The organism is Sphingobium sp. TB-6 (assembly GCF_012927365.1).
Lineage (GTDB): Bacteria > Pseudomonadota > Alphaproteobacteria > Sphingomonadales > Sphingomonadaceae > Sphingobium.
Genome location: NZ_JABBGL010000022.1, coordinates 25,594 through 47,947, shown reverse-complemented (window position 1 = coordinate 47,947; position 22,354 = coordinate 25,594). Strand labels below are relative to the sequence as shown.

The following is a 22,354-nucleotide window of genomic DNA, read 5'->3' as shown; positions in this document are numbered from 1 at the left end:
CAATTAGGTTGATTTGGCAAGCCCCTTCGCACGGCAAAGCTGCCCACGCGGCCATTTTCGGCCACCGAGAAAGCCGGAAATTCGATCTAATATCATTATTTTATATAAATATATCTGTTACTTAAATGATATTTCGCTTTCCCTTGAAAAACGAAGTCAGAGACAGGAAACAACTGCGAAAAACCGTCGCCCTTGACGAACATGGCGTAAATTTGCATCATAACAGAAATTAGGCAGAGGAGATTTCGACCGGTGAGTGAGTCCATCGCAGCGCGGCGCCAGGCCATGGCAGACCGGCATCCTGTCTGGCAGGAGATGACGCTGGACGCTTATCTCAGACGCGCCGCCGAAGATTATGGCACGCGCCCGCTCGTCATCACCGATGCCGAAACGCTCGATTATGCCACGGTGGAGGCGCAATCCCGGCAGATCGCGGCGGGCCTCGTGGCCCTCGGCATCCAGCGCGGCGAACGGGTGGGCCTGATGATGGCCAATTATCCCGTCACTGTGTCCCTGCTCTTCGCGATCTGGCGTAGCGGGGCCGTCGCCGTGGCGATCAACACGCTCTACGGCCCCAAGGAGCTGGAATATGTCATCCGCGAAGCCGGATGCGCGCTGCTCGTCAGCATGGCTAGCTTCGGTTCCCGCCGCTTCGACCGGGAACTGGACGAGCGCATGCCGGGATGGCGGACCGGCGACTATGCCCCCCTGCCGGAATTGCGCCGGGGCTTGGTGTACGACATCAACGCGCCGCAGCATTTTTTCGATGCGCTACCGGCCGGGGAACTGCCCGAACAGGGCGCCGAACCCCATGATCCGGCCGTCATCATGTTCACCTCCGGCACGACCGGATCGCCCAAGGGGGTGATGCAGACCCATGACAATCTGCTGCGGGCCGCTTATGCTGGGGCCTATCATCAGGCGTTCGAGGACGGCCGGCGCGCGGTCTTCTCGCTGCCGCTTTATCATTCCTTCGGCCTTGTCGTGGGGCTGCTGTCCGGGATGATCGTCGGCGGCGCCATCATTCCCCTGCTCCGCTTCGATCCGCACGCCCTGCTGACGGCGACCGAGCGCCACCGCGCGACTTACCTCATGGGCGTTCCGACCATGACGATCGCCATGATGGAGCAGGCGAAGACGCAAAGTTACGATCTGTCTTCCCTGACCGCCGTGCACAGCGCCGCCGCCCCGACGCCAAGCTGGGTCTGGCGCGAGATACAGCGCGTCTTCGGCTGCGAGGAGATTTTCACCAGCTACGGCCAGACCGAAGTGACCGCGACCATCGTGTGCACAAAGCCCGGCGATCCCATCGAGATCGTCGCGGAGACGCAGGGCTGCATTGTCGAGGCCGGTGTCGCCGGAATCCCCGCGCTGAGCGGCAGGATTTGCGAATTCAAGACGATCGACCCGGAAACCGGGGAAGACCTGCCCCACGGCACCGCGGGCGAATTGTGCACCCGCGGGCCGATGAACAGCCTCGGCTATTTCCGCCGCCCGGAGGAAACCGCCAAGCTCTTCCTTCCGGGCAGCTGGATTCGCACGGGCGACCTTGGACAGTTCAGGCCCGACGGCAATTTGTTCCTCACCGGGCGGTCGAAGGAACTCTATAAGAGCAAGGGCGAACTGGTTTCCCCCAAGGAGCTGGAGCAACTCGTCACTGCCCATCCAGCCATTGCACAGGCCTTTTTCATCGGCATGCCCGATGACCGATGGGGCGAATGCGGTTGCGCCTGGATCGTGCTGGCCGACGGCCAGTCCTTCACCGCCGAAGAACTGCTCGCCTGGCTCGCTCCGCAAGTGGCGGGCTACAAGCTGCCGCGCGACATCTGGTTCATTGCCGACAATGAACTGCCCAAGACCGGCACCGGCAAGGTGCAGAAGGACATCCTCAAGGACATGGCATTGGCACAGCTCGCTGCGGCGAAGGGCGCAGCCTGAACCAACAGGCAAATGGAAAGAAAAGCAATGAGCACCGAAGGCATCTCATCGATCGAAGACATCATCCAGGATGCCATCGACGGACTCCCCTATATCTTGGTCGACGCCGACGACCGCGAAAATGAAGGCGATGTCATCATCCCCGCCCAGTTCGCGACGCCGCGACAGATCAACTTCATGGCGAAGCATGCACGCGGCCTCATCTGCCTCGCCATGACGCAGGCGCGGGCGGAGCATCTGAAACTGCCGCCGATGACGGTCAACAACCAGTCAGGCCATGGCACGGCCTTCACCGTATCGATCGAAGCCCGCGAAGGCGTGACCACCGGCATTTCGGCGCAGGATCGCGCCCACACCGTCGCCGTCGCCGTCAATCCCACCAAGACCGCTGCCGACATCGTCTCGCCCGGCCATATCTTCCCGCTGACGGCGCGCGACGGCGGCGTGCTGGTCCGGGCCGGGCATACGGAGGCGGCGGTCGACATCTCGCGCCTCGCGGGCCTCACGCCAGCAGGCGTCATCTGCGAGGTGATGAACGACGATGGAACCATGGCGCGTCTGCCGGAGCTATTGGTTTTTGCGAAAGAGCATGGCCTCAAGGTCGGCACCATCGCCGACCTCATCGCCTATCGCCGCCGGTCGGAAAAGCTGGTGCAATGCGTCGCCAGCGCGCCGTTCCACAGTTTCTACGGCGGCGACCTCACCATCCATGTCTATCGCAACCAGATTGACGGTGGAGAACATGTCGCGCTGGTGAAGGGCGAAGTCCGTCCCGACCGCGAAACGCTGGTCCGCGTGCATCAGGTGGACCTGACGGCCGACCTGCTCGGCTGGTCGCAGGCGCACCCCGAATATGTGCCGCAGGCGCTTCAGGCCATGGCCGCGCATGAGGGGCAGGCCGTCGCCGTTTTCGTCCGCGATCCCAGCCCGGATTCCATTTCGCAACGCATCAAGGGCGGGCGAAAGACCTATCACGACACCAATGCGACCCGCGATTACGGCATCGGCGCCCAGATCCTGCTGGATCTGGGCGTGCGCCAGATGACCTTGCTGACCTCCAGCAAAGCCAAGCTCGCGGCACTGGAGGGCTTCGGCCTGACGGTGGTCGGACGGGTTCCGCTGCGCAGTCCCGTCGAGGGATGATATCACTCACCAGCCTGGGATCGATAGCGCCGACCCCAGGCGATAGGCTCAGATCGGCATGACCCGGCCATAGGCGCCCTTATGAAACAACAGGGGCGCGCCGGGATGGTGGGCGTCGAGTGCATGCACTGCGCCCAGCACGATATGATGGTCGCCCGCTTCGTGCACGGCGTGGATGGTACAATCGATCCAGGCGAGCGCACCATCCAGCACCGGCGACCCCAGCGCAGAAAGATGATGCGGTACGCCCTCGAACTTGTTCGGGTCCTTGGACGCAAGGATGCGGCAAAGCCCCTCCTGCCCGTCGCCCAGCACATTGACGCAAAAGCGTCCCGCCGCTTCGATCTTGGGCCAGCTCGATGATCCCCTGTCAGGGAAGAAGGCGACCAGCGGCGGATCGAGCGATACCGAGGTGAAGGAGCCGACGATCATGGCGGCGGGAACGCCGTCCGGCTGGACCGCAGTGATGGCGCAGACGCCGGTCGGATAGTGACCCAATATGCGGCGGAAATCGTGCGGGTCGATCGTGACGGTCATGGGAGAATCAGACTTTCCAGACGAGAGGGACATTTTCAACGGCTGCGACGATGCCTGCATGATAGGTCGGCGTCGCGCCCTCCTCCATAGCGAAGCCCGGAATCCGAGCCAACCATTCCTGCAAGGTGACGATCACCTCCATCCGGGCCAGATGCATGCCGGCGCAGCGATGCGGCCCCTGGGCGAAGGTGGAATGGGCGGCGACGTTGCGACGCGACAGGTCGACCTTCATCGGATCGGCATGCTCACTGTCGTCCAGCCCGTGCAGGGCCGTGGGCAGCAGGATCAGGTCGCCGGCCTTCAGCTGCGTGCCATGAAACTCCATGTCGGCCACGACATAGCGCGCGTCGGACACCACGGCGAAACGGCGGAACATCTCCTCGACACCGCGTTGCAGCTTCATCGGGTCGGACCGCAATTCCTCCACCGTATCGGGGTGGCGGGCCAGATAGATCATCATGAAGCTGAGGAGATTGACCACCGTATCGAGACCGCCCAGCAGCAGCAGCGAGACAAGACCCAGCATCTTGTCCTCCGGCATCGGCTGCCCGTTGATCTCGCTGTTCACCATCATGGTGATGAGGTCGGTTCCGGTGCCGCCGCGCCGCTCCTCGATGATCGGCGCGACATAGGCGAAAAAGCCCTTGTTCGCAGCCTCGAGCGACCGGCCCTGCTCCTCGGGCGTGTTGCCCGAAGGACGCGTCATCTCCTTGGCCAGAGCGTTCAGCATCGGCGCATCGTCCATCGGCAGGCCGGCGAGCGCCAGGAACACCTTGACCGGAAAGACCCCGGCATAATCGCGCGCGAAATCGCACCCGCCCTTGTCCGCAAACCCCTCGATCAGCTCGACCGCGACGGCCCGCACATCCGCCTCCAGCTTGCGAATCTGGGCCAGGTTCAGCCCCTTGTCGATCGCCTTGCGGTAGGGCGTATGCTCGGGCGGGTCCATCTTGGTCGGGACCATTTCATAGGCCTCGCCCGCCTCGCGCGGCACCCAGATGACACGGCTGGAGAAGCGGTCGGGACTGCGATAGACCTCGTCGATCACCGCGCCGCGGGTCGCGACCCAGTGGCCACCGGTCAGCGGCGTCCAGACCAGCGGCGGCGTGCCGGGCTGCTGCACGCGCTTCCATGCCTCGTGAAAGCCTTCTTCTATGCCGTCCAGTCCGTAAATATCGATGTCCCGGACCAGTGCCGACGGCACATGGTCGGGCATGGGAACGCGTGGTTTCGCGGGGGCCGGGGTCAGCAGATCGGTGTTCATGGCCGCATTCCTTTTCAACGGATGGTCGGGTCGATCACCGCTTTGGTGGCGACGCCGGTTTTCGTGACATGGAGGGCCTCGGCTGCCTGATGGATACCGAAGCGATGGCTGACGAGTTGGCCCAGCGGCACCGCATCCTGAACGCGTGCCGCAAATTGCATCGCCTGATAATAATTTTTGGGCGCCGGGAAGGACGCACCCCCGACCGTCAGATTCTTCAGCGTCAGATCACGCGGGGAAATCGGCTGCGTGCCGATCGCACCCCACAGGCCCAATATGATGTAGCGGCTGTGAATGCCGCTCAGATCGACGCCTTCGGGAAAGGCCGGCAGCGCGCCAGCCGCTTCGATGACGATGTCCGGACCCTGACGGCCGACACGGTCGTAAATCATCCGCTTGCGCTCCTCGGCGGGCAGGTCGAGCGACACCGTTGCCGTCGCGCCGAGCGACTTCGCAGCCTCCAGCCGTGCAGGGGCGCCGTCGATCACGATCACTTCGCGCGCGCCCGCCTGCGCCGCCACCAGCGCGGCGGACAGGCCCACCGGCCCTGCCCCCTGAACGACGACAGAGTCGCCGAACCGCACCGGACCGCAGCGGTCGAAGCCGCGCAATACCGTCGGCAAGGCGCATCCCAGCGCCGCGACCGCCTCCGGCCGGGCATGGTCCGGCAGGCGATAGAAGGGCATGTTATTGGGCAACCAGGCATAATCGGCATAGCTGCCCCAGTTGGGCTTGGCCGCATCCTCGAAATATTGGCTGTTCTCGCACGGCGTCTGTTCGAGGACGGTGCAGGAATAGCAGCGATGGCAGAGCGCAATGGGCGACCAGATGACAAGGTCGCCGGGCTTGACCGGCACGCCCGCATAGTCGGTCGACACACCGGCGCCGAGCTGCTCGATCTGCCCGACGCCCTCATGGCCCAGGATGATCGGAAAGGGCATCTCGCCCGCCTCTCCGCTCAATATGTGGACGTCGCTGCCGCACACGCCGCCCAATATCGTGCGGACCAACGCGCCACCCGCCTCGGGCGCATGGATATCCACGTCCCAAGTTTCGAGGCGGTTCTTCTCCACCATCACCGCAGCTCTGCCCTGCATCCCTCATCCTCTCAGCTTTGTCGTCGTACCCGTCGCTACGGCGTTCGAACGACTTTTAACTCACTTGCAGGGTCGACGTCCCCGCCATTGAAACGAAACTAATCAAAATTAGCCTATCGATGCAAGAGCCGATTGCGGACGGCATCAAGTGACAACCCGCAAAGACAGCATGTATTTCTTATCAAATATCTGTTTTTACATGATATTTTCTGGATATTTGAATTGAGTCGCGGGCGCTCAGGCAGCCGTCTTAAGCCCACCCTATTGACATTTACGCGCCATGAATATTCAATAACCAATATTAGGCAAATGCAGAATCGTGGAGGAGAGCATATGGGTCGTCTCGCAGGCAAAATAGCCATCATCACAGGGGCTGCTCGCGGCATGGGGGAATCCCACGCCCGCATGTTCGCGCGTGAAGGCGCCAAACTCGTCCTCACCGACCTCAACGTCGAAAAGGGCACGGCCTTGGCCAAGGAAATCGGCGAAGCGGCGATATTCCTGGCGCATGACGTGACCAAGGCCGACGACTGGGCGCGCATCGTCGCCAAGGCGGTCGAAACCTTCGGAACGATCGACATCCTCGTCAACAATGCCGGTATCCTCGGCCCGATGGCCAATACGGTCGACCTGACGGAAGAGGGTTATCAGCTCGTCTGCGCGGTCAACCAGCATTCGGTCTTTTACGGCATGCGGGCCGTGCTGCCGACGATGGTGAAGGCCAATAAGGGCTCGATCGTGAACATCTCCTCCATCGCCGGCATGGCGGCGAACTATGGCTTCCCCAGCCTGGCCTATGTCGCGAGCAAGTTCGCCGTGCGCGGCATGACCAAGGCCACGGCCATGGAATATGGGAAGAATAATATCCGTGTGAACTCCGTGCATCCCGGCTTCATCCAGACGCCGATGATGGTCGAGGCGACCGACGAGGTCGGCGGCGAGGCGCTGGCCCAAATCCCGTTGGGCCGCATCGCCGATCCATCCGAAGTGTCGAACCTCGTGCTGTTCCTGGCTTCGGATGAATCATCCTACATCACCGCATCGGAACATCTGGTCGACGCGGGCATGCTGGCGCACTGACCGGGAGGGAGGCGCCGTGCCAACGGTCGAGTTTCACCGCAGCGGCCATGTTGCCGAGATACGGCTTAACCGGCCCGCCTCGCTCAACGCCATTGACGATGAGATGGACCGGGCGCTTGCCGATGCCTGGGAACGGGTGGACGGCGATCCGGATATCCGGGTCGCTGTTCTCTCCGGCACCGGCGACAGGGCCTTTTGCGCCGGGGCGGACATGGCGAACCCACCGCTGGGCCATGACGGCCTTTCCTTCGGCGGCGGCCTGTCGGGCATAGGGGGGCGGCTGAATCCCTTGCGCAAACCCCTAATCTGCGCGGTGCAGGGGTATGTTCTCGGCCTCGGTTTCGAGCTGGCGATGTGCGCGGACATCATCATCGCCGCCGAGGACGCTGTGTTCCGCCTGCCAGAGGCGCGGGCCGGCATCATCGACCATTGCGGCGTCGTCCATCGCGCCATCCGGCAGCTTCCGCATCATGTCGCCATGGCCATGATCATCGCCAGCGAACCGCTGACCGCGCAGGACGCGTTACGATTTGGCCTGATCAACGCCTGCGTCGACCGCAGCGCATTGCCCGCGGAGACGAGCCGCTGGATCGCAAGGCTGCTGGAATGCTCGCCACTGGTGTCACAAGCGGGCAAAGAGGCAGCGCTGGACGGGCTGAGGCATTCACTGCCTGACGCTTTATCCGCTTCCTACCCTCAGATCAAAAGCTATCAGGCGACACAGGATCGTGCGGAAGCGGCGGTCGCATGGAAGGAACGGCGGGCACCCCAATGGCTCGGGCGATAGAATCGCAATCCTAATTGAAATTCGAAATTTTTTATCAAAAGCAGAAAAGCCTTTCCTGAAAAAGTGCGGTCGCCAATTTTCCTATCGCGGTCAGCATTATGTGCGCCGGGCGGATAATTCCCTAATAATGCCATATTTCTAATGATTATTTCGCATGGATCAGCGCATTCTGCCCAGATGGCGACGAAAAGAAACAGCGGAACGAACGCAACATGTGCCGCATAATCCCTCTTGCACTTTACCCTAATTTTAATTAGGCAAAGCCTGTAGGTGCCGCAGAGCGCCGGTCGATGAACCTGTCGAGACAATCGCGACCATGGAGATGAGGATGAGTGAAAATCACGACATCTTTGCACCATGCCCATCCTGTCCACGGCAATCATGGCGTCCAGCGGTGATCAACGAACAATAATCAGGTGAGGAGTAGAATATGAGGCAAGACGAACTTCGGGCCTATGATACCGGCCAGGCCGTTTCCCCTCTCTATCGTCGGATATTGATGGCATCGGCGGGATCGGCCGCCATCGCCCTGTTCGGACTGGCCGGCAATGTCGCCATCGCCCAGTCCGCATCCAGCGCCCCGCAGGCGGCCGAAAGCGCGCCCCAGCCCGCCGACACGTCCGACATCGTCGTGACCGCGCAACGGCGCGAGGAATCGCTGTCGAAGGTCCCGCTCTCCGTCGCGGCGCTCAGCTCCGAAACCTTGCAGAACCGGGTGGTCACGAAGGAGCAGGATCTCGCGGCGCTCGTCCCCGGCCTGATCGTCAAGAACGGCCAGAACCAGAACCAGTTGAGCTTCACCATGCGGGGCCAGACGCTGGACCCCTTCTCCGGCGCCAGTCCGGCCGTGCTCACCTATCTGAACGAAGTTCCCTTCACCGGCGGCAATTCGGCTACGGCCTTTTACGACTTCTCGTCGGTGCAGGTGCTCAAGGGGCCGCAAGGCACGCTGTTCGGACGTAACGCAACCGGCGGCGCGGTGCTGTATGCATCGGCCAAGCCGGGCGAGGATTTCGGCGGTTTCGGCACCATTCGCGCGGGTGAACGCGATCTTATCCAGCTACAGGGCGCGGTCGACATTCCCGTCATACCGGGCAAGATCCTGCTCCGTGTCGCTGGCGACTATCAGAAGCAGGACGGCTATGTCCACAACCTGCTGACCGGCAATACGCTGGGCGATGTCGACAACCGCTCCGGCCGCATCACGGCAGTCCTGCGCCCGACCGACACGATCGAGAACACCACCGTCTTCCAATATAGCCGGTTCCGGGGCACGGAATCCAACGGCCAGCTCTATTCCTATTATCCGCTCGGCTCGACCAACACTTCCAGCCAGACCGGCATCACCTATAATCTGACGGCGACGCTGGACGCACTCTACGGCAATGGCTTCTTCCCCGGCGTAGGCGACGGCCCGCCCGGACCCGGCACATTCCCCGGCGCGGTTGCCGGCTACCTCGCCTGGCAGAAGGCCCATCCCTACGAAACCTATCTGTCCTACGACCTGCCCCACAAGGCGAGCAGCTATTTCCTGTCGAACACCACGACTTTCGAGTTGAACGACAATCTCACGGTCAAGAATATCTTCGGCTTCCAGAAGACCTTCGCCCGGACCGCTGGCATATTGAGCGGATCGCCCTTCGCCTCGCTCGACCTCTATAACAGCTCTGGCAACTATACCGGCCCTCCGGGCGGACAGGTTTTCCGCAACAAGAGCATTTCCGAAGAACTCCAGCTTCAGGGAAAATCCGCCGACGGCAAGCTCGAATATATCATCGGCGGCTTCTACAACTATGCCACGAAGGAAGAAGCCATCCCCGTCATCGTCGGAGCCGAACTCCCGACCCCGGCAGGCGAGGTTCTGTACCACACCCACGGCACCACGCGTTCGCGCGCGGTTTACGGACAGGCTACCTACGACCTGTCGGACGCCGTGCTGGAAGGGCTGAAGTTCACGGCTGGCGCCCGCTACACCTGGGAAACGGTCGGCATGACATCCTACGACGATCATGCTTTCTTCGTCGGCTTCCCCCGTGAAAAGGCGACGCTTAAAGCGCCAAGCTGGGTCGGCACCCTGCAATGGCAGGCCAGTCCGGCGAGCCAGTTCTACTTCACGCAACGCGGCAGCTTCCGGGCCGGCAACTTCAACGGCGCCGTGGTGCCCTACGGTCTCGCGAATTTCTTCAAGAATGAATATACCCATGATTTCGAACTGGGCTACAAGTTCAGCGGGATGCTGCTCGGTCAGCGTGCCCATTTCAACGTGGCCGCCTATAAGCAGATCGTGAAGAACGCGCAGCATTCGCTCTACGCCGTGGTGGCCGGCGCGCCGTCCGCCTTCACCGTCAACGTGCCCGAAGCGCAGGTGAAGGGTGTCGAGATGGACGGCGACATCATGTCGGCCGATTGGTTGAAACTGGGCTTTTCCGGCGCCTATACGGACGCGAAATACACCAAGAACATCGTCGACCTGTCAGTGCAGACCGGCACGCCCGGCTTCGTCGTTCCGTTCGATTCCTATCCCGACGCGCCCAAATGGTCGGGATCCCTATATGCCGATCTGACCCTGCCGACACCGGCGCAGTGGGGCGAGATGCATTTCCGGGTCGACAGCTTCTCGCAAACCTCATCCTATTTCTCGAACAATAATTATTCGATCACGCCGGGCACCAAGATCAAAGGATACACGACCATTGCGGCGCGCTTAAGCTGGAATGAAATCATGGGAAGCCCGCTTTCGCTCGGTATCTACGCCAAGAACCTATTCGATCGCCAATATTATCAGTCGGGTTACGTCCTTGGCGCATCGGGCGGCATGAATACGGTGATCCCTGGCGAACCCCAGACCTTCGGTGCCGAAGTCACCATGAAGTTCTGACCTTTCTTCCGGCGGCAATCCATAAAGTTGCCGTCTAATTTAAGAAGATGCCCCGGCGCCTCGGCCGACGATCAAAGGATCGCAATATGGCTGAGGCAGCGGAAATCGGATAGCAGGAACCCGGCTTGCCCCGCAGGGCAAACCGAGTTCCCATCGCTGGGGCAACCTGAAATGACTGTTTTCGGGTGAGGCAAATCCCCACTGGAACGACCGGCTATCACGCTGAGAAATTCAACACCACGCAGGGAGCGATCGTGTCCCACCTGATGGTGTAGGTTCGCCGGCGTAGCCTTGGCGATCTCCGGCCAAGCCGGGTTGATCATGCTGCCATGGCAGGCAACGTGATGATGGCATTATCGCTTAATCCCGAGACGCTCTCAAGTGTCATGTAGCGGGAGCGCTGGACCGCCCATTCATCATTTTGTTCGAGCAGGATAGCGCCGACGAGGCGGGTGATGGCCTCTTCATTGGGGAAGATGCCGACGACGTCGGTACGCCGCTTGATTTCGCCATTGAGCCGCTCGATCGGATTATTGGAGTGTAATTTGGTGCGGTGTTGTGCGGGGAACGTCATGTAGGCCAGCACATCTTCCTCCGCGCTGTCCATCAGAGCAGCGAGTTTTGGCACGGTGGGGCGTAGCTGATCGGCAACGCTGCGCCACTGGGCTTTGGCGGTTTCCGGGGTGTCCTGAGCGAAGGCGGTGGCAATGAACGCCGACACGACCCGGCGACCGCTCTTGCCTGCATGGGCCAGGGCGTTGCGCATAAAATGGACGCGGCAGCGTTGCCAGGTTGCGCTGAACACTTTGGCGACGGATGCTTTGATGCCCTCGTGAGCATCGGAGATGACCAGCTTCACGCCGCGCAAACCGCGGCGGGCAAGGCTGCGCAGGAAGTCGGTCCAGAAGACCTCGGCTTCGGAATGGCCGATCGCCATACCGAGGACTTCGCGCCGGCCGTCACTGTTGACGCCGACGGCGATGATGACGGCGACCGAGACGATTCGGCCGGCCCGCCGGACCTTTATGTAGGTGGCGTCCATCCAGAGATAGGGCCAGTCGCCTTCGATCGGGCGATCGAGGAAGGCCTTCACACGTACATCGATCTCCTCGCACAGCCGGCTGACCTGACTCTTCGAAATGCCGCTCATGCCCATGGCTTTGACCAGATCGTCCACCGACCGGGTCGATATGCCCTGAATATAGGCTTCCTGAATGACGGCGGTCAGGGCCTTCTCCGCTAGGCGGCGCGGTTCGAGAAAGCCGGGGAAATAGCTGCCGGTGCGCAGCTTGGGGATCCGCAGCTCGACGGTGCCGGCGCGTGTCTCCCAATCCCGGTCGCGATAGCCGTTACGCTGTGCGAGACGCTCGGCATCCTTCTCGCCATAGGCAGCGCCTGTCAGGCCGCCCACTTCCAGTTCCATCAGCCGCTGCGCGGCAAAGCCGATCATGTCGCGCAGAAAATCGCCGTCCGCACTCTTCCCAACCAGGGTGTGCAGGTCCATCTTGTCAGCGGTCATCGGTGGTCTCCGTGAGTTGAGTGTTGCAACCCAAACTTACCGAAGTTCGCCGATGACCACCCGCGAAACTGACCGGCCGCTACAGCGCTTTATCGGTGAGCGCGCGTCCGGTCAGCTTCGCTACCGGCGGAAGCTACACCACTTAGCGTAATCGCCACGCCCCATATCTCAACAACTGATGCAGAATGGGACTTCCGCTTCGACACTTTATGCCGAAGCTTTGAACAAGGAGGATGCAATGGCGGTGTTTGCAGCTCTGGATGTGTCGCAGGATCAGACGGCGATTTGCTTGGTGGACCAGGACGGCGCGATGCTGGCGGAGGCCAAGGTGCCGACCTGCCCGGAGGCGATTGCCAATTGGCTCGCGGAGCGATCAGATGGCCTTGAGCGGGTCGGCATGGAAACTGGCCCTCTGGCTGTCTGGCTTTGGAACGAATTGGTGGCGCGAGAGGTGCCGATCATCTGTCTGGACGCGCGCCATGCCAACGGTGTGTTGAAAATGATGCCCAACAAGACCGATCGTCATGATGCCCGTGGTCTGGCCCAGATCGTACGGACCGGCTGGTTCAAGGCTGTGCAGATCAAGAGCCACGACGCCTACGTCAATCGGGCGATGCTGACAGCCCGGGAAGCGTTCGTCGGAATGCGGGTTCGGCTGGAGAACGAGGTCCGGGGGCTTTTGAAGACCTTTGGTGTTATGTTTGGCAAGCGTGTCGGTGGATTCAAGCGTCGGGCCGACGAAATCATCGCCAAGGAACTGCTGGTTGCCCCAGAACTCATCCCGATTTTTAAAACGCTGATACAGGCTCGCCGCGACATTCTGTCTCACATAGCAACACTCGACAAGCGGATCAGGGCGATCGCCAAGCGGCATGCGACGGTCAGATTGTTAATGACCGCCCCCGGTGTAGGACCGATCACAGCGATGTCCGTAGTAGCAGCCTTCGATGATGCCGCCCGGTTCCGACGGTCGTCCGGCGCCGGTGCCTACCTCGGGCTGACGCCAAGGCGCTACGAGTCTGGCGAGATTAGCCGGAACGGTCGCATCTCGAAACGCGGGGATGGGTTCACGCGGAAATGCCTGTTCGAGGCGGCGAATGCGATCGTCTGTCGGGACCTTGGTGGCCCACGCCTACGCAGCTGGGCCAAAGCTATCGCCGAAAGAACAGGACCCCGGAAAGCCAAGGTGGCTCTGGCGCGGAAACTTGCTGTAACATTGCATGCGATGTGGCGCACTAACACGCCCTTCCGGGAGCCGGCGATGGCATAGATCTCGCAACTGAAACGACACTGATCATCAGCACAACGGAATGCGTCCAGCCGGGACGCGCGGCGAGGGTGAGATCGCTCCCAGGTTAGCGGCAATGACCGCGCACACCACTTCGATCCACCCGACCTGGAACGCAAACGTGCGGCACCCGACGCGGTGACCGCGGAGAGAACCCAAGAGCCCGGCACGCAGGATGGATCGCTGAGAGATCAGCACTTGACCAAGGCGATTAGAGAACCTCCCGGGACACAACCCAGGGAGCGGCAGTTAGCTGGCTGCCTTCTCCAAAGCCGACAGTCGCGAATGTTCTAATTGATATTCGCATCGCGATTCCTGTTTATCCGTGCCCGATTTCCAAATGTTGTCTTCGAGGTCGTCGGACGGCTGGGAGAGCCTTTCGTCCGGGCATGGCTGATCGGGATCGGGAGCGACGGGTCAGACCCAGCGGCACTCGGTCTCGTTCAACCAAACGGAATACAGTAATGCAGCCAGCTTACGAGCAACCGCGACCTTGGCCCGCCGTGGACCTTTGGCTTCGGCTATTTTCCTGCCCCAACTCTGAATCGCACAGGGTCTTTTGACCCGGGTTAAGATGATGTTGGCTGCCCCGTACAGCGATCGCCGGCCCTGGAGATATGCCCCTGCGTATCGGGTTCACCTGACTGACTTCGGCGTGGAACGAGGCCAGCATAGGCGCCAGCATCTTCGCTCTGGCCGGGAGTTTATCTGTTTCCTCAACCATAGCGAGCGCGCAGTGCTAGCGGACAAGAGGATCTACGTGATCCTCGACAACTATGCGGCCCACAAGAAGGACAAGGTCCAGCAATGGCTCGCCCGCCATCCGCATTGGACCTTCCATTGCACGCGGACCTCCTGCTCCTGACTCACTGCCGTATAGGGCTGCTTCGCCAAGCTGACCCGGCGCCGGCTCAAGAATGGCGTCTTCCATTCCCTCGGCGATCTCCAGGCCGCCCTCAACCGCTTCATCCGCGAATACAACACCGCCGACCTCAAGCCTTTCATCTGGAAAGACGAGCCCGATGATATCATTGCAGCACGAAACGGTGGGTTCCAAACGTCGGAATCAATCCATTAGGGCTAATCAACATTCAGATCATGACGTGCCAAAAATGGTGGTTTTTCGTGACCCTTGAAGCGAGTCACGGGCCTCGCTTCAACGCAGCGTACTAAAAGTACGTGAGCACCGGAGCACGGAAAAGCGCCATTTGCAGGCCGTCAGGGCTGAATGTCGATTGGCCCTAGGATCGGATATTTGCTAGTGACCTTGATGAATCTGAAGTTCGTTCAACCCCTACCCAACAGTGTATGATCGTCGACGTCCGGCTCGATCTCAGCGGAAAATGATGGAGGGGCGGCCGCCAGGTTTCCCCTGTGCAGCCGCCCATTTGCGAGGGTGGAGGGCGCGGCGGCGGAACCGTCGCGCCCGCCGGTCAGCCGTGGTTCACACCCGTTCCCAGATGGCGGCGATGCCCTGGCCGCCGCCGATGCACATCGTCGTCAGGCCAAGACGCCCCCCGGTGCGCTGCAATTCATAGATCAGCTTGGTCGTGATGATCGCGCCCGTCGCGCCGACCGGATGGCCGAGGGAAATGCCGCTGCCATTGGGATTGACCTTCGCCGGATCGAAACCCAGTTCCCGCGCGACGGCGCAGGCCTGCGCCGCGAAGGCTTCGTTGGATTCGATCACGTCGAGATCAGCGACGCTCAGCCCCGCCCGCTCCAGCGCCTTGCGCGTCGCAGGCACCGGCCCGATGCCCATATAGGCGGGGTCGACGCCTGCATGGCCATAGGCGACCAGCCGCGCCAGGGGCTTCAACCCCTGCGCCTTCACCGCTTCCCCGCTCGCCAGCACGACCGCCGCCGCCCCGTCGTTGATGCCCGAGGCATTGCCCGCCGTCACCGTGCCGTCCTTCTGGAAGACGGGCTTGAGCTTGCCGAAATCCTCCGCCGCCGCATCGGTCCGGACGAATTCGTCGGTGTCGAACGGCACCGGCTTGCGCCGCACCAACACCTCGACCGGCACGATCTGATCCTTGAAATAGCCCTGAGCGATGGCGTTGGCCGCCCGCTTCTGGCTTTCAAAGGCGAGCGCGTCCTGATCTTCCCGCGAAATGCCGTAGCGCGCCGCGACATTTTCCGCCGTCACGCCCATATGAATGCCCTGGAACGGATCGCTCAGCGCTCCGATCAGGCCATCCTGCACGACCGCATCGCCCATCTTCTGGCCCCAGCGGGCGGCAGGCAGGAAATAAGGCGCGCGGCTCATGATCTCCGCGCCCGCGCCCAGCGCGATCTCGCAATCGCCCAGCAGGATCGACTGCGCGGCAGCGATGATCGCTTGCAGGCCCGATCCGCAAAGCCGGTTCACGCTATGCGCCGGGCTTTCCTGCGGCACGCCCGCGCCGATGGCGGCGATGCGCGCGGCATAGGCGTCCCTGGGCTCGCAAGGGATCACATTGCCCAGCACGACATTGCCGATTTGGCTCCCGTCGATGCCCGCCCGCCCGATCGCGGCTTTCGCCACATGGGCGGCCAGTTCGCCCGGCTTCTGATCCTTGAGCGAGCCGCCGAAGCTGCCGATGGCGGTCCGTGCCGCCGACACCAGAAATACGTCCGTCATCTTCCTCTTCTCCATTAACCTTGAATATTGAGATCTTCGAACCGCCCGCCTTTTGCGGCGAGTTGTTCGATCAGCGGCGCGGGCGTCCAGGCCCAGCCGTTACGACCGGCGGCCAGAGTGCGAAGCCGGTCAAGCATAGCGGGCAAGCCCATCAGATCGGCCTGGAACATCGGCCCGCCCCGCTCACGGCCAAAGCCGTAGCCATGGAGGTAGATCATATCGACATCGACCGGACGATAGGCGATCCCATCGCCCACGATCCGCGCCCCTTCATTGATCAGCGCCAGCAGACAGCGGCTGACGATTTCCTCATCGCTGATGGCGCGCCGGGTCAGGCCGATCTCCGCCGAATAATCCTCGATCAGCTTGGTGATCTCCGGGTCGGGCTCCGCCGTCCGGCCATCGGGATAGACATAGATGCCCTTGCCCGTCTTTTGCCCGAAACGGCTGAGCTCGCAGATACGGTCGATCACGCCCGAATAGGGACGGTCGGGCTGTTCCACGGCGCGGCGCTTGCGGATCGCCCAGCCGATATCCTGTCCGGCCAGATCCATCGTCCGGCACGGTCCCATCGCCATGCCCCAGCGCTCCATCGCGGCATCGATCTGCTGTGGCAGCGCGCCTTCCTCCAGCATGAACCAGACCTGGCGCAGATATTCCTCGAACATGCGATTGCCGATGAAGCCGTCGCACACGCCCGATACGACGCTGACCTTGCCGACGCGCTTGCCGAACGCCATCGCCGTCGCCAGCACGTCCGGCGCGGTTTCCCGACCCCGCACCACTTCCAGCAGCCGCATGATATTGGCGGGCGAGAAGAAATGCAGGCCCACCACCCGCGAGGGATCGGCTACCAGCGCCGCGATCGCATCCAGGTCGAGCGTCGACGTATTGCTCGCCAATATCGCATCCGGCCGGGTGATTGCATCGAGCGCAGAAAAGACCTGCTTCTTGACGCCCATATCCTCGAACACCGCCTCGATCACCAGATCGGCGTCGCTGAGCGCATCCAGTTCCGTCGCGGGGGTGAAGGCGGCGATGCGCGCATCGGCCACGGCCTGATCGATCCGGCCCTTTTCCACGTCGCGTTGGATCGTCTTGCGGATGCTGGCTTCCGCCTTGGCCAGCGCGTCGGCGCGCAGTTCGACCATCGTCACAGGTACGCCGGCATTCAGCAAAGCAAGGGTGATGCCGGTGCCCATCAGCCCGCCGCCGATCACCCCGACATGCCGCACCTCACGTGGCCGGACATCGCCCGACAACCCCGGAATGCGCGCCACCGTCCGCTCCCCGAAAAAGGCATGGCGCAAACCACGCGACGCCTCGGAGCGCATCAGTTCCCCGAACAGCTCCGCTTCCAAGGCAAGGCCAGCGGCCAGATCATCCGACAGCGCAGCCACGCAATCGATGATCCGGGTCGGCGCCTGGCTCAAGCCGCCGCGCAGCTTCGCGCGCCGCCCCTCGATCGCCTCCCCAAGATCGGCAGGAACCGGCAAAGCACCCGTCCGGCGCAGCGGCGGGGCATTGCGCGCCACCTCCAGCGCCGCTTCCACCACATCGCCGTCCACCAGTTGATCGACCAAGCCGAGCGACAACGCCCGCTCCGCCGTCACGGGCTTGCCCGACAGCATCATGTCGAGCGCCGCTCCAGCGCCGATCAGCCGCGCCAGCCTCTGCGTGCCGCCCGCGCCCGGCAACAGGCCCAGCGTCACTTCAGGCAAGCCCAGACGGCTTCCCGCCTGCGCGATGCGGACATGGCCCGCCATCGCCAGTTCCAGACCACCACCCAGCGCCATGCCGTGGATCGCCATGATCACCGGCTTGCCGGAATCCTCGACCGCGGCGATCAGGTCGCGCAAGAGGCCGATCTGCGCCGGGTCGCCATCGAAATCGCTGATGTCCGCGCCGCCGCAGAACATCCGGCCAGCGCCGGTGACAACGATCGTCCGGCAGGCGGGATCGCTGACCGCCAGCCTGACCTTCGCCATAATGTCTCCGACAAAGCCATTGCCGACGGACAGGGCGTTTACCGGCCCGTTGGACAGGCGCAGCAATATAGTCGCGCCCTCATGAATAACCTCGACAGCCATGCTATCCCTTTCGCTCAGAAGGCGTCGGCGCCAAGCGCCATGATCGTGGCTTCACCTGCCGCGATGCTGCCCGCCAGACCCTGTGCCTGCGGCAACATCCGTTGAGCGAAAAAGTCGGCAACAGCGCGCTTGGCCTCATGCAGCGGCGTATCCGCATTGGCGGCGACAGCCATGCGCGTCCACATCCAGCCCATGGAAACCAGCGCGAAGAGGCGCAGATAATCGACCGCCGCCGCGCCCGCCGCTTCCACGCCCGCGCCCCGCAGCGAAGCTGTCACGCCGCGCAGCAAGGTGAGGGCTTCGCCCGTCCTTTCCGCGATGGACAAGCCTTCCGCCGCCTTCAATTCTTCCGCGACAAGCGCGAAAAAGCCGTCGACCACCGCGCCGCCCGCCATGGAGAGCTTGCGCCCGACCAGGTCCATGGCCTGCACGCCATTGGTGCCCTCATAGATCTGGGCGATGCGCGCATCGCGGACATATTGCTCCATGCCCCATTCGCGGATGTAGCCGTGGCCGCCGAACACTTGCTGCGCCTGCACCGCGCTTTCGAAGCCATAATCCGTGAAGGCCGCCTTCACCACCGGGGTCAGCAGGGCGACCAGCGCATCGGCCTTGGCCCGCTCGGCCGCGTCGGCATGGTGATGCGCCCGGTCGAGCTGCAACGCCGTCCAACCTGCGAGAGCGCGCCCGGCCTCCACGAAAGCGCGGATATGGAGCAGCATCCGCCGCACATCGGCATGCTCGATGATCGCCACCGGACCCCGCGCGCCATCGGCGCTGCGCCCCTGGAGCCGCTCCTTCGCATAGCCGGCTGCCTGCTGGTAGGAGGCGCCGGCAATGCCCAGACCCTGAATGCCGACCATCAGCCGCTCGGCGTTCATCATGGTGAACATGGCGGCCAGACCCTTGTTCGGTTCCCCCACCAGCCAGCCGGTCGCGCCGTCATAGTTCATCACGCAGGTCGGCTGGGCATGAATGCCCATCTTCTTTTCCAGCGCCCCGACCGACATGGCATTGCGGATCGTGAAGCCGCCGTCCGCATCGGGCAGATATTTGGGCACCAGGAACAGGCTGATCCCCTTCACGCCCGCTGGGGCATCGGGCAGGCGCGCCAGCACCAGATGAACGATATTGCCGCCGAAATCATGGTCGCCCGAGGAAATGAAGATCTTTTGCCCGGTGACGGCATAGCCGCCGTCGGCATCCGGAACCGCCTTGGTCTTGAGCAGGGCAAGGTCCGTGCCCGCGCCGCTTTCGGTCAGCGCCATGGCGCCGGTCCATTCGCCGCTCACCATGCGCGGGAGGTAGGTGGCCTTCAACCGATCGCTGGCATGGGCCATGATCGCCTCGCACGCGCCACGTGTCAGGCCGGGGAACAAGCCAAAGGACAGATTCGCCGCCGACAGCATCTCGTCAAGCCAGAGCTGGAGGATGAAGGGCAAGCCCTGCCCGCCATATTCCGGGTCCGCCGAGAGCGAAGCCCAGCCTGCGGCCACAAAATCGCGCCAGGCTTCGGCAAAGCCCTCCGGTGTCCGCACCTCGCCGTCGACGAGGCGACTCCCTTCTTCATCGCCATGACGGTTGATCGGGTGCAGCCGCTCCGCGCACATGCGCCCCGCTTCTTCCAGCACCGCCGCCGCCAGGTCCGCATCGACCTCCTTGCCCGTCTCCGCCATCGCCCGGTCGAAGCCGAGCACCTCGGTCAACAGGAAGCGGTAATCATCGATCGGCGGAACATAGCTGAACATCGGGACTCCTCCTCAAAGCGCGGCGCCCTGCTATACCAAACATCTGTTACAGTCAATTGCGCAGGGATGCGCGCGGCATCCGTCTGCCGCCACCGCAATCCGTCAGCTATGCACCGGCTCGGACCGCCTGCCTCCATGCCAGGTCCATCAATTCGGGCAGAACCCGGACCCGCTCCCGCGCCTGGGACGAAGACGCCGTTCCCCGGATGACGCGGCCCTTGATGCCGTGAAAAATCGCCGCCAGCCGGAAAAAGTTGAAGGCGAGGTAGAATTCATAGCCGGGCAGCGACGCCTGTGCCGTACGCGCGCAATAAAGCGCGACATAATCCTCCTCGGACGGGATGCCGAGCGCCTGGATATCCGCTCCGCCCAGACCGGCGACGATATGCGGCGGCATGCGGTACATCATCGCATTATAGGCGAAGTCGGCGCCGGGATGGCCCAAAGTCGAAAGCTCCCAGTCGAGAACCGCCAGCACCCGCGGTTCCGTTGGATGGAAGATCATGTTGTCGATGCGGAAATCGCCATGAATGATGGCGCTGCGATCGTCATCGGCCGGAATATGCGCGGGCAGCCATTCGATCAGCCGATCCATGTTCGGATCGCGCCCGGCGTCGCCGTCCTCCAGATATTGCTTCGACCAGCGCGCAATCTGCCGCTCGAAATAATTGCCGGGGCGGCCATAGTCGCCAAGGCCCACGCCCTCATAATCGACCATGTGAAGCTGGGCCATGGTCGCGTTCATCGCGTCGAAAATGGCGGCGCGCTCGCCATTGCTCACGCCCGGCACGGTCGCGTCCCAGAAGATGCGGCCCTCGACCATATCCATGACGTAGAACCATGTGCCGATCACGCTGTCGTCCGTGCACAGGCCATGGACATGCGCCACGGGAAATCCCGCCTTTTCCAGGCCGGCGAGAACCTTCGCCTCGCGTTCGACCGCATGGGCGCCCTTCAAAAGCTGGCCGGGCGGCTTGCGGCGCAGCACATAGCCATGCCCCGGCGTGACGAGCTTATAGGTCGGATTGGACTGGCCGCCCTTGAATTGTTCGACCGACATCGGACCGGCAAAGCCAGGCACATTGTCCGCCATCCAGCGCGAAAGCGATGCTTCATCGAAGGCAAAGCCTTCGCGGACCGGCGTCGTGCCGACATTATCTTGCGCCTGCGCGCTCATGCCGCCGCCCCTTTGAGGAAATCGCGCTTGATGCCCTTGGCCAGGCTCCATTTATGCACTTCGGTCGGGCCGTCATAAATGCGGAAGGCGCGGATTTCGCGAAAGATCTGCTCGACCACCGTATCCCCCGACACGCCCGTTCCGCCCATGACCTGCACGCAATTGTCAGCGATCTTCATCAGATGTTCCGACACCGCGACCTTGGTCATCGAGCTTTCTTTCGTGCCGAGCGATCCGGTGTCGAGCACGCCCGCGCACCAGTCGATCATCAACTCGCATTGCTGGAGCGCGATGCGGTTTTCCGCCAGCATAAACCCAACCCCTTCATGGTCTATCAGCAGCTTGCCGAAGGCTTGCCGCGTGCATGCATAAGCGGTGGCGATTTCCTGCGCGCGGATGCAGGCTCCCAGCCAGCGCATGCAATGGGAAAGCCGCGCCGGGCTGAGCCGCACCTGCGCATATTTGAAACCTTCGCCGGACGCGCCCAGCATCTGGTCGGTGGGCACCCGCAAATCGGTGATTTCGATAATGGCATGACCGCCGGGCATCGAGCTGTCCATGGTGTCCAGCACGCGCTCGATACGGATCGCCGGATCGGGCAGATCGACCAGGAACATGCACGCGCCATCGTCGGACTTCGCCATGACGATGCCGACCTTCGCCCCCTGCGCGCCGGTGATGAACGCCTTTCGCCCGTTGATGACCCAATGATTGCCGTCGAGCCGGCAGGTGGTCGTCATCATCGAAGGATCGGAACCCGCGCCGCCCTCCCCGGCCGGTTCGGTCATGAAGAAGGCGGACCGCGCCTCGCCCGCCACCAGCGGCTTGAGGAAACGGCGCTTCTGTTCGGCGCTGGCGACATGGCCGATCAGATACATGTTGCCTTCATCGGGCGCCATGGTGTTGCAGGCGATCGGGCCGAATGGAGACAGGCCGGACCGGATCAGCACCATGGCCGTTTCGCGCTGCGTCAAATGCGACCCGTCGGGCAATATGTGCGGGGTGAGCACGCCGGCCTGACGCGCCTTTTCCCGCATCTCCCACACCATATCCTCCGGCGGACCATGGCCGTGGACCTCGAAACGGGGGTCTTTCTCATAGGGAATGATCGTTTCGCGGACGAAGTTTTCGACCTTCGCCGCGATCTCTTGCGCGCGTTGCGTCATGCGTCTCTCTTTCTGCCGG

General features: G+C 62.5%; 15 protein-coding genes and 1 pseudogene. 7 read left to right on the top strand and 9 right to left on the bottom strand.

All coding sequences use genetic code 11. From position 1 onward, the window contains the following. Positions 1-252 precede the first annotated feature (252 nt). Together HHL26_RS20790 and ribB are read left to right on the top strand one after the other, a co-directional pair. Positions 253-1,938: a class I adenylate-forming enzyme family protein gene (locus HHL26_RS20790; protein WP_346765609.1), complete on the top strand. Its 1,686-nt coding sequence runs from the start codon at positions 253-255 to the stop codon at positions 1,936-1,938. 27 nt (positions 1,939-1,965) lie between these two features. Further along, positions 1,966-3,081 (top strand): 3,4-dihydroxy-2-butanone-4-phosphate synthase, encoded by a 1,116-nt coding sequence (ribB, locus tag HHL26_RS20785; RefSeq protein WP_066562720.1) that lies wholly within the window; start codon positions 1,966-1,968, stop codon positions 3,079-3,081. A gap of 48 nt (positions 3,082-3,129) precedes the next feature. On the opposite strand, the gene HHL26_RS20780 is transcribed toward ribB, so the two are convergent. Genes HHL26_RS20780 through HHL26_RS20770 form a run of 3 tightly spaced genes read right to left on the bottom strand, consistent with a single transcriptional unit; the run spans position 3,130 to position 5,979 of the window. Continuing rightward, entirely contained in the window at positions 3,130-3,618 is a 489-nt protein-coding gene (locus HHL26_RS20780; RefSeq protein WP_066562721.1) for a flavin reductase family protein, read from the bottom strand. A gap of 7 nt (positions 3,619-3,625) precedes the next feature. After that, positions 3,626-4,882, bottom strand: coding sequence for a cytochrome P450 (locus tag HHL26_RS20775; protein ID WP_066562724.1), 1,257 nt, complete (start codon positions 4,880-4,882; stop codon positions 3,626-3,628). Between the two features lie 14 nt (positions 4,883-4,896). Continuing rightward, on the bottom strand, positions 4,897-5,979 hold the full coding sequence (locus tag HHL26_RS20770) for a zinc-binding dehydrogenase (protein WP_066562727.1): 1,083 nt from the start codon (positions 5,977-5,979) through the stop codon (positions 4,897-4,899). Positions 5,980-6,312: 333 nt separating this feature from the next. On the opposite strand from HHL26_RS20770, the gene HHL26_RS20765 reads away from it, so the two are divergent. From HHL26_RS20765 to HHL26_RS20755, 3 genes are all read left to right on the top strand, one after another. Beyond that, the gene (locus HHL26_RS20765) at positions 6,313-7,059 is read left to right on the top strand and encodes a glucose 1-dehydrogenase (RefSeq protein WP_066562729.1); all 747 of its coding nucleotides are present in this window, start codon (positions 6,313-6,315) and stop codon (positions 7,057-7,059) included. Positions 7,060-7,075: 16 nt separating this feature from the next. Then, complete coding sequence (locus HHL26_RS20760) at positions 7,076-7,846, top strand: enoyl-CoA hydratase-related protein (protein ID WP_066562731.1); 771 nt, start codon at positions 7,076-7,078, stop codon at positions 7,844-7,846. A 430-nt stretch (positions 7,847-8,276) separates the two neighbouring features. Continuing rightward, positions 8,277-10,724 carry a TonB-dependent receptor plug domain-containing protein gene (locus HHL26_RS20755; protein ID WP_240962541.1) on the top strand — a complete coding sequence of 816 codons (2,448 nt, stop codon included), beginning with the start codon at positions 8,277-8,279 and terminating at the stop codon, positions 10,722-10,724. 319 nt (positions 10,725-11,043) lie between these two features. On the opposite strand, the gene HHL26_RS20750 is transcribed toward HHL26_RS20755, so the two are convergent. Beyond that, positions 11,044-12,243, bottom strand: coding sequence for an IS256 family transposase (locus HHL26_RS20750; RefSeq protein ID WP_169576691.1), 1,200 nt, complete (start codon positions 12,241-12,243; stop codon positions 11,044-11,046). A 238-nt stretch (positions 12,244-12,481) separates the two neighbouring features. Here HHL26_RS20750 and HHL26_RS20745 point away from each other — a divergent pair, with 238 nt between their 5' ends. After that, positions 12,482-13,513, top strand: a complete 1,032-nt coding sequence (locus HHL26_RS20745; RefSeq protein ID WP_066563859.1) for an IS110 family transposase — start codon at positions 12,482-12,484, stop codon at positions 13,511-13,513. A 715-nt stretch (positions 13,514-14,228) separates the two neighbouring features. Continuing rightward, positions 14,229-14,609 (top strand): annotated as a pseudogene (locus HHL26_RS24345) (IS630 family transposase); the annotation flags it as partial. Positions 14,610-14,975: 366 nt separating this feature from the next. Here the strand turns inward: HHL26_RS24345 and HHL26_RS20730 are convergent. From HHL26_RS20730 to HHL26_RS20710, 5 genes are all read right to left on the bottom strand, one after another. Further along, positions 14,976-16,154, bottom strand: coding sequence for an acetyl-CoA C-acyltransferase family protein (locus HHL26_RS20730; RefSeq protein WP_066563862.1), 1,179 nt, complete (start codon positions 16,152-16,154; stop codon positions 14,976-14,978). Between the two features lie 14 nt (positions 16,155-16,168). Beyond that, a complete protein-coding gene (locus HHL26_RS20725; RefSeq protein ID WP_169576690.1) occupies positions 16,169-18,244 on the bottom strand; it encodes a 3-hydroxyacyl-CoA dehydrogenase NAD-binding domain-containing protein in 2,076 nt (691 codons plus the stop codon). 14 nt (positions 18,245-18,258) lie between these two features. Beyond that, positions 18,259-19,992, bottom strand: coding sequence for an acyl-CoA dehydrogenase C-terminal domain-containing protein (locus HHL26_RS20720; RefSeq protein WP_066562743.1), 1,734 nt, complete (start codon positions 19,990-19,992; stop codon positions 18,259-18,261). 106 nt (positions 19,993-20,098) lie between these two features. Continuing rightward, on the bottom strand, positions 20,099-21,169 hold the full coding sequence (locus HHL26_RS20715) for a phosphotransferase (RefSeq protein WP_066562745.1): 1,071 nt from the start codon (positions 21,167-21,169) through the stop codon (positions 20,099-20,101). Further along, complete coding sequence (locus HHL26_RS20710) at positions 21,166-22,335, bottom strand: acyl-CoA dehydrogenase family protein (protein ID WP_066562748.1); 1,170 nt, start codon at positions 22,333-22,335, stop codon at positions 21,166-21,168. Before HHL26_RS20710 ends, HHL26_RS20715 begins: the two co-directional genes overlap by 4 nt. Positions 22,336-22,354 lie beyond the last annotated feature (19 nt).

Excerpts from the sequence above, each read along its gene's own strand:
- ribB (WP_066562720.1), top strand. The coding sequence starts at position 1,966 with ATGAGCACCGAAGGCATCTCATCGATCGAAGACATCATCCAGGATGCC.
- HHL26_RS20780 (WP_066562721.1), bottom strand. The coding sequence starts at position 3,618 with ATGACCGTCACGATCGACCCGCACGATTTCCGCCGCATATTGGGTCAC.
- HHL26_RS20775 (WP_066562724.1), bottom strand. The coding sequence starts at position 4,882 with ATGAACACCGATCTGCTGACCCCGGCCCCCGCGAAACCACGCGTTCCC.
- HHL26_RS20770 (WP_066562727.1), bottom strand. The coding sequence starts at position 5,979 with ATGCAGGGCAGAGCTGCGGTGATGGTGGAGAAGAACCGCCTCGAAACT.
- HHL26_RS20765 (WP_066562729.1), top strand. The coding sequence starts at position 6,313 with ATGGGTCGTCTCGCAGGCAAAATAGCCATCATCACAGGGGCTGCTCGC.
- HHL26_RS20755 (WP_240962541.1), top strand. The coding sequence starts at position 8,277 with ATGAGGCAAGACGAACTTCGGGCCTATGATACCGGCCAGGCCGTTTCC.
- HHL26_RS20750 (WP_169576691.1), bottom strand. The coding sequence starts at position 12,243 with ATGACCGCTGACAAGATGGACCTGCACACCCTGGTTGGGAAGAGTGCG.
- HHL26_RS20745 (WP_066563859.1), top strand. The coding sequence starts at position 12,482 with ATGGCGGTGTTTGCAGCTCTGGATGTGTCGCAGGATCAGACGGCGATT.
- HHL26_RS20730 (WP_066563862.1), bottom strand. The coding sequence starts at position 16,154 with ATGACGGACGTATTTCTGGTGTCGGCGGCACGGACCGCCATCGGCAGC.
- HHL26_RS20725 (WP_169576690.1), bottom strand. The coding sequence starts at position 18,244 with ATGGCTGTCGAGGTTATTCATGAGGGCGCGACTATATTGCTGCGCCTG.
- HHL26_RS20720 (WP_066562743.1), bottom strand. The coding sequence starts at position 19,992 with ATGTTCAGCTATGTTCCGCCGATCGATGATTACCGCTTCCTGTTGACC.
- HHL26_RS20715 (WP_066562745.1), bottom strand. The coding sequence starts at position 21,169 with ATGAGCGCGCAGGCGCAAGATAATGTCGGCACGACGCCGGTCCGCGAA.
- HHL26_RS20710 (WP_066562748.1), bottom strand. The coding sequence starts at position 22,335 with ATGACGCAACGCGCGCAAGAGATCGCGGCGAAGGTCGAAAACTTCGTC.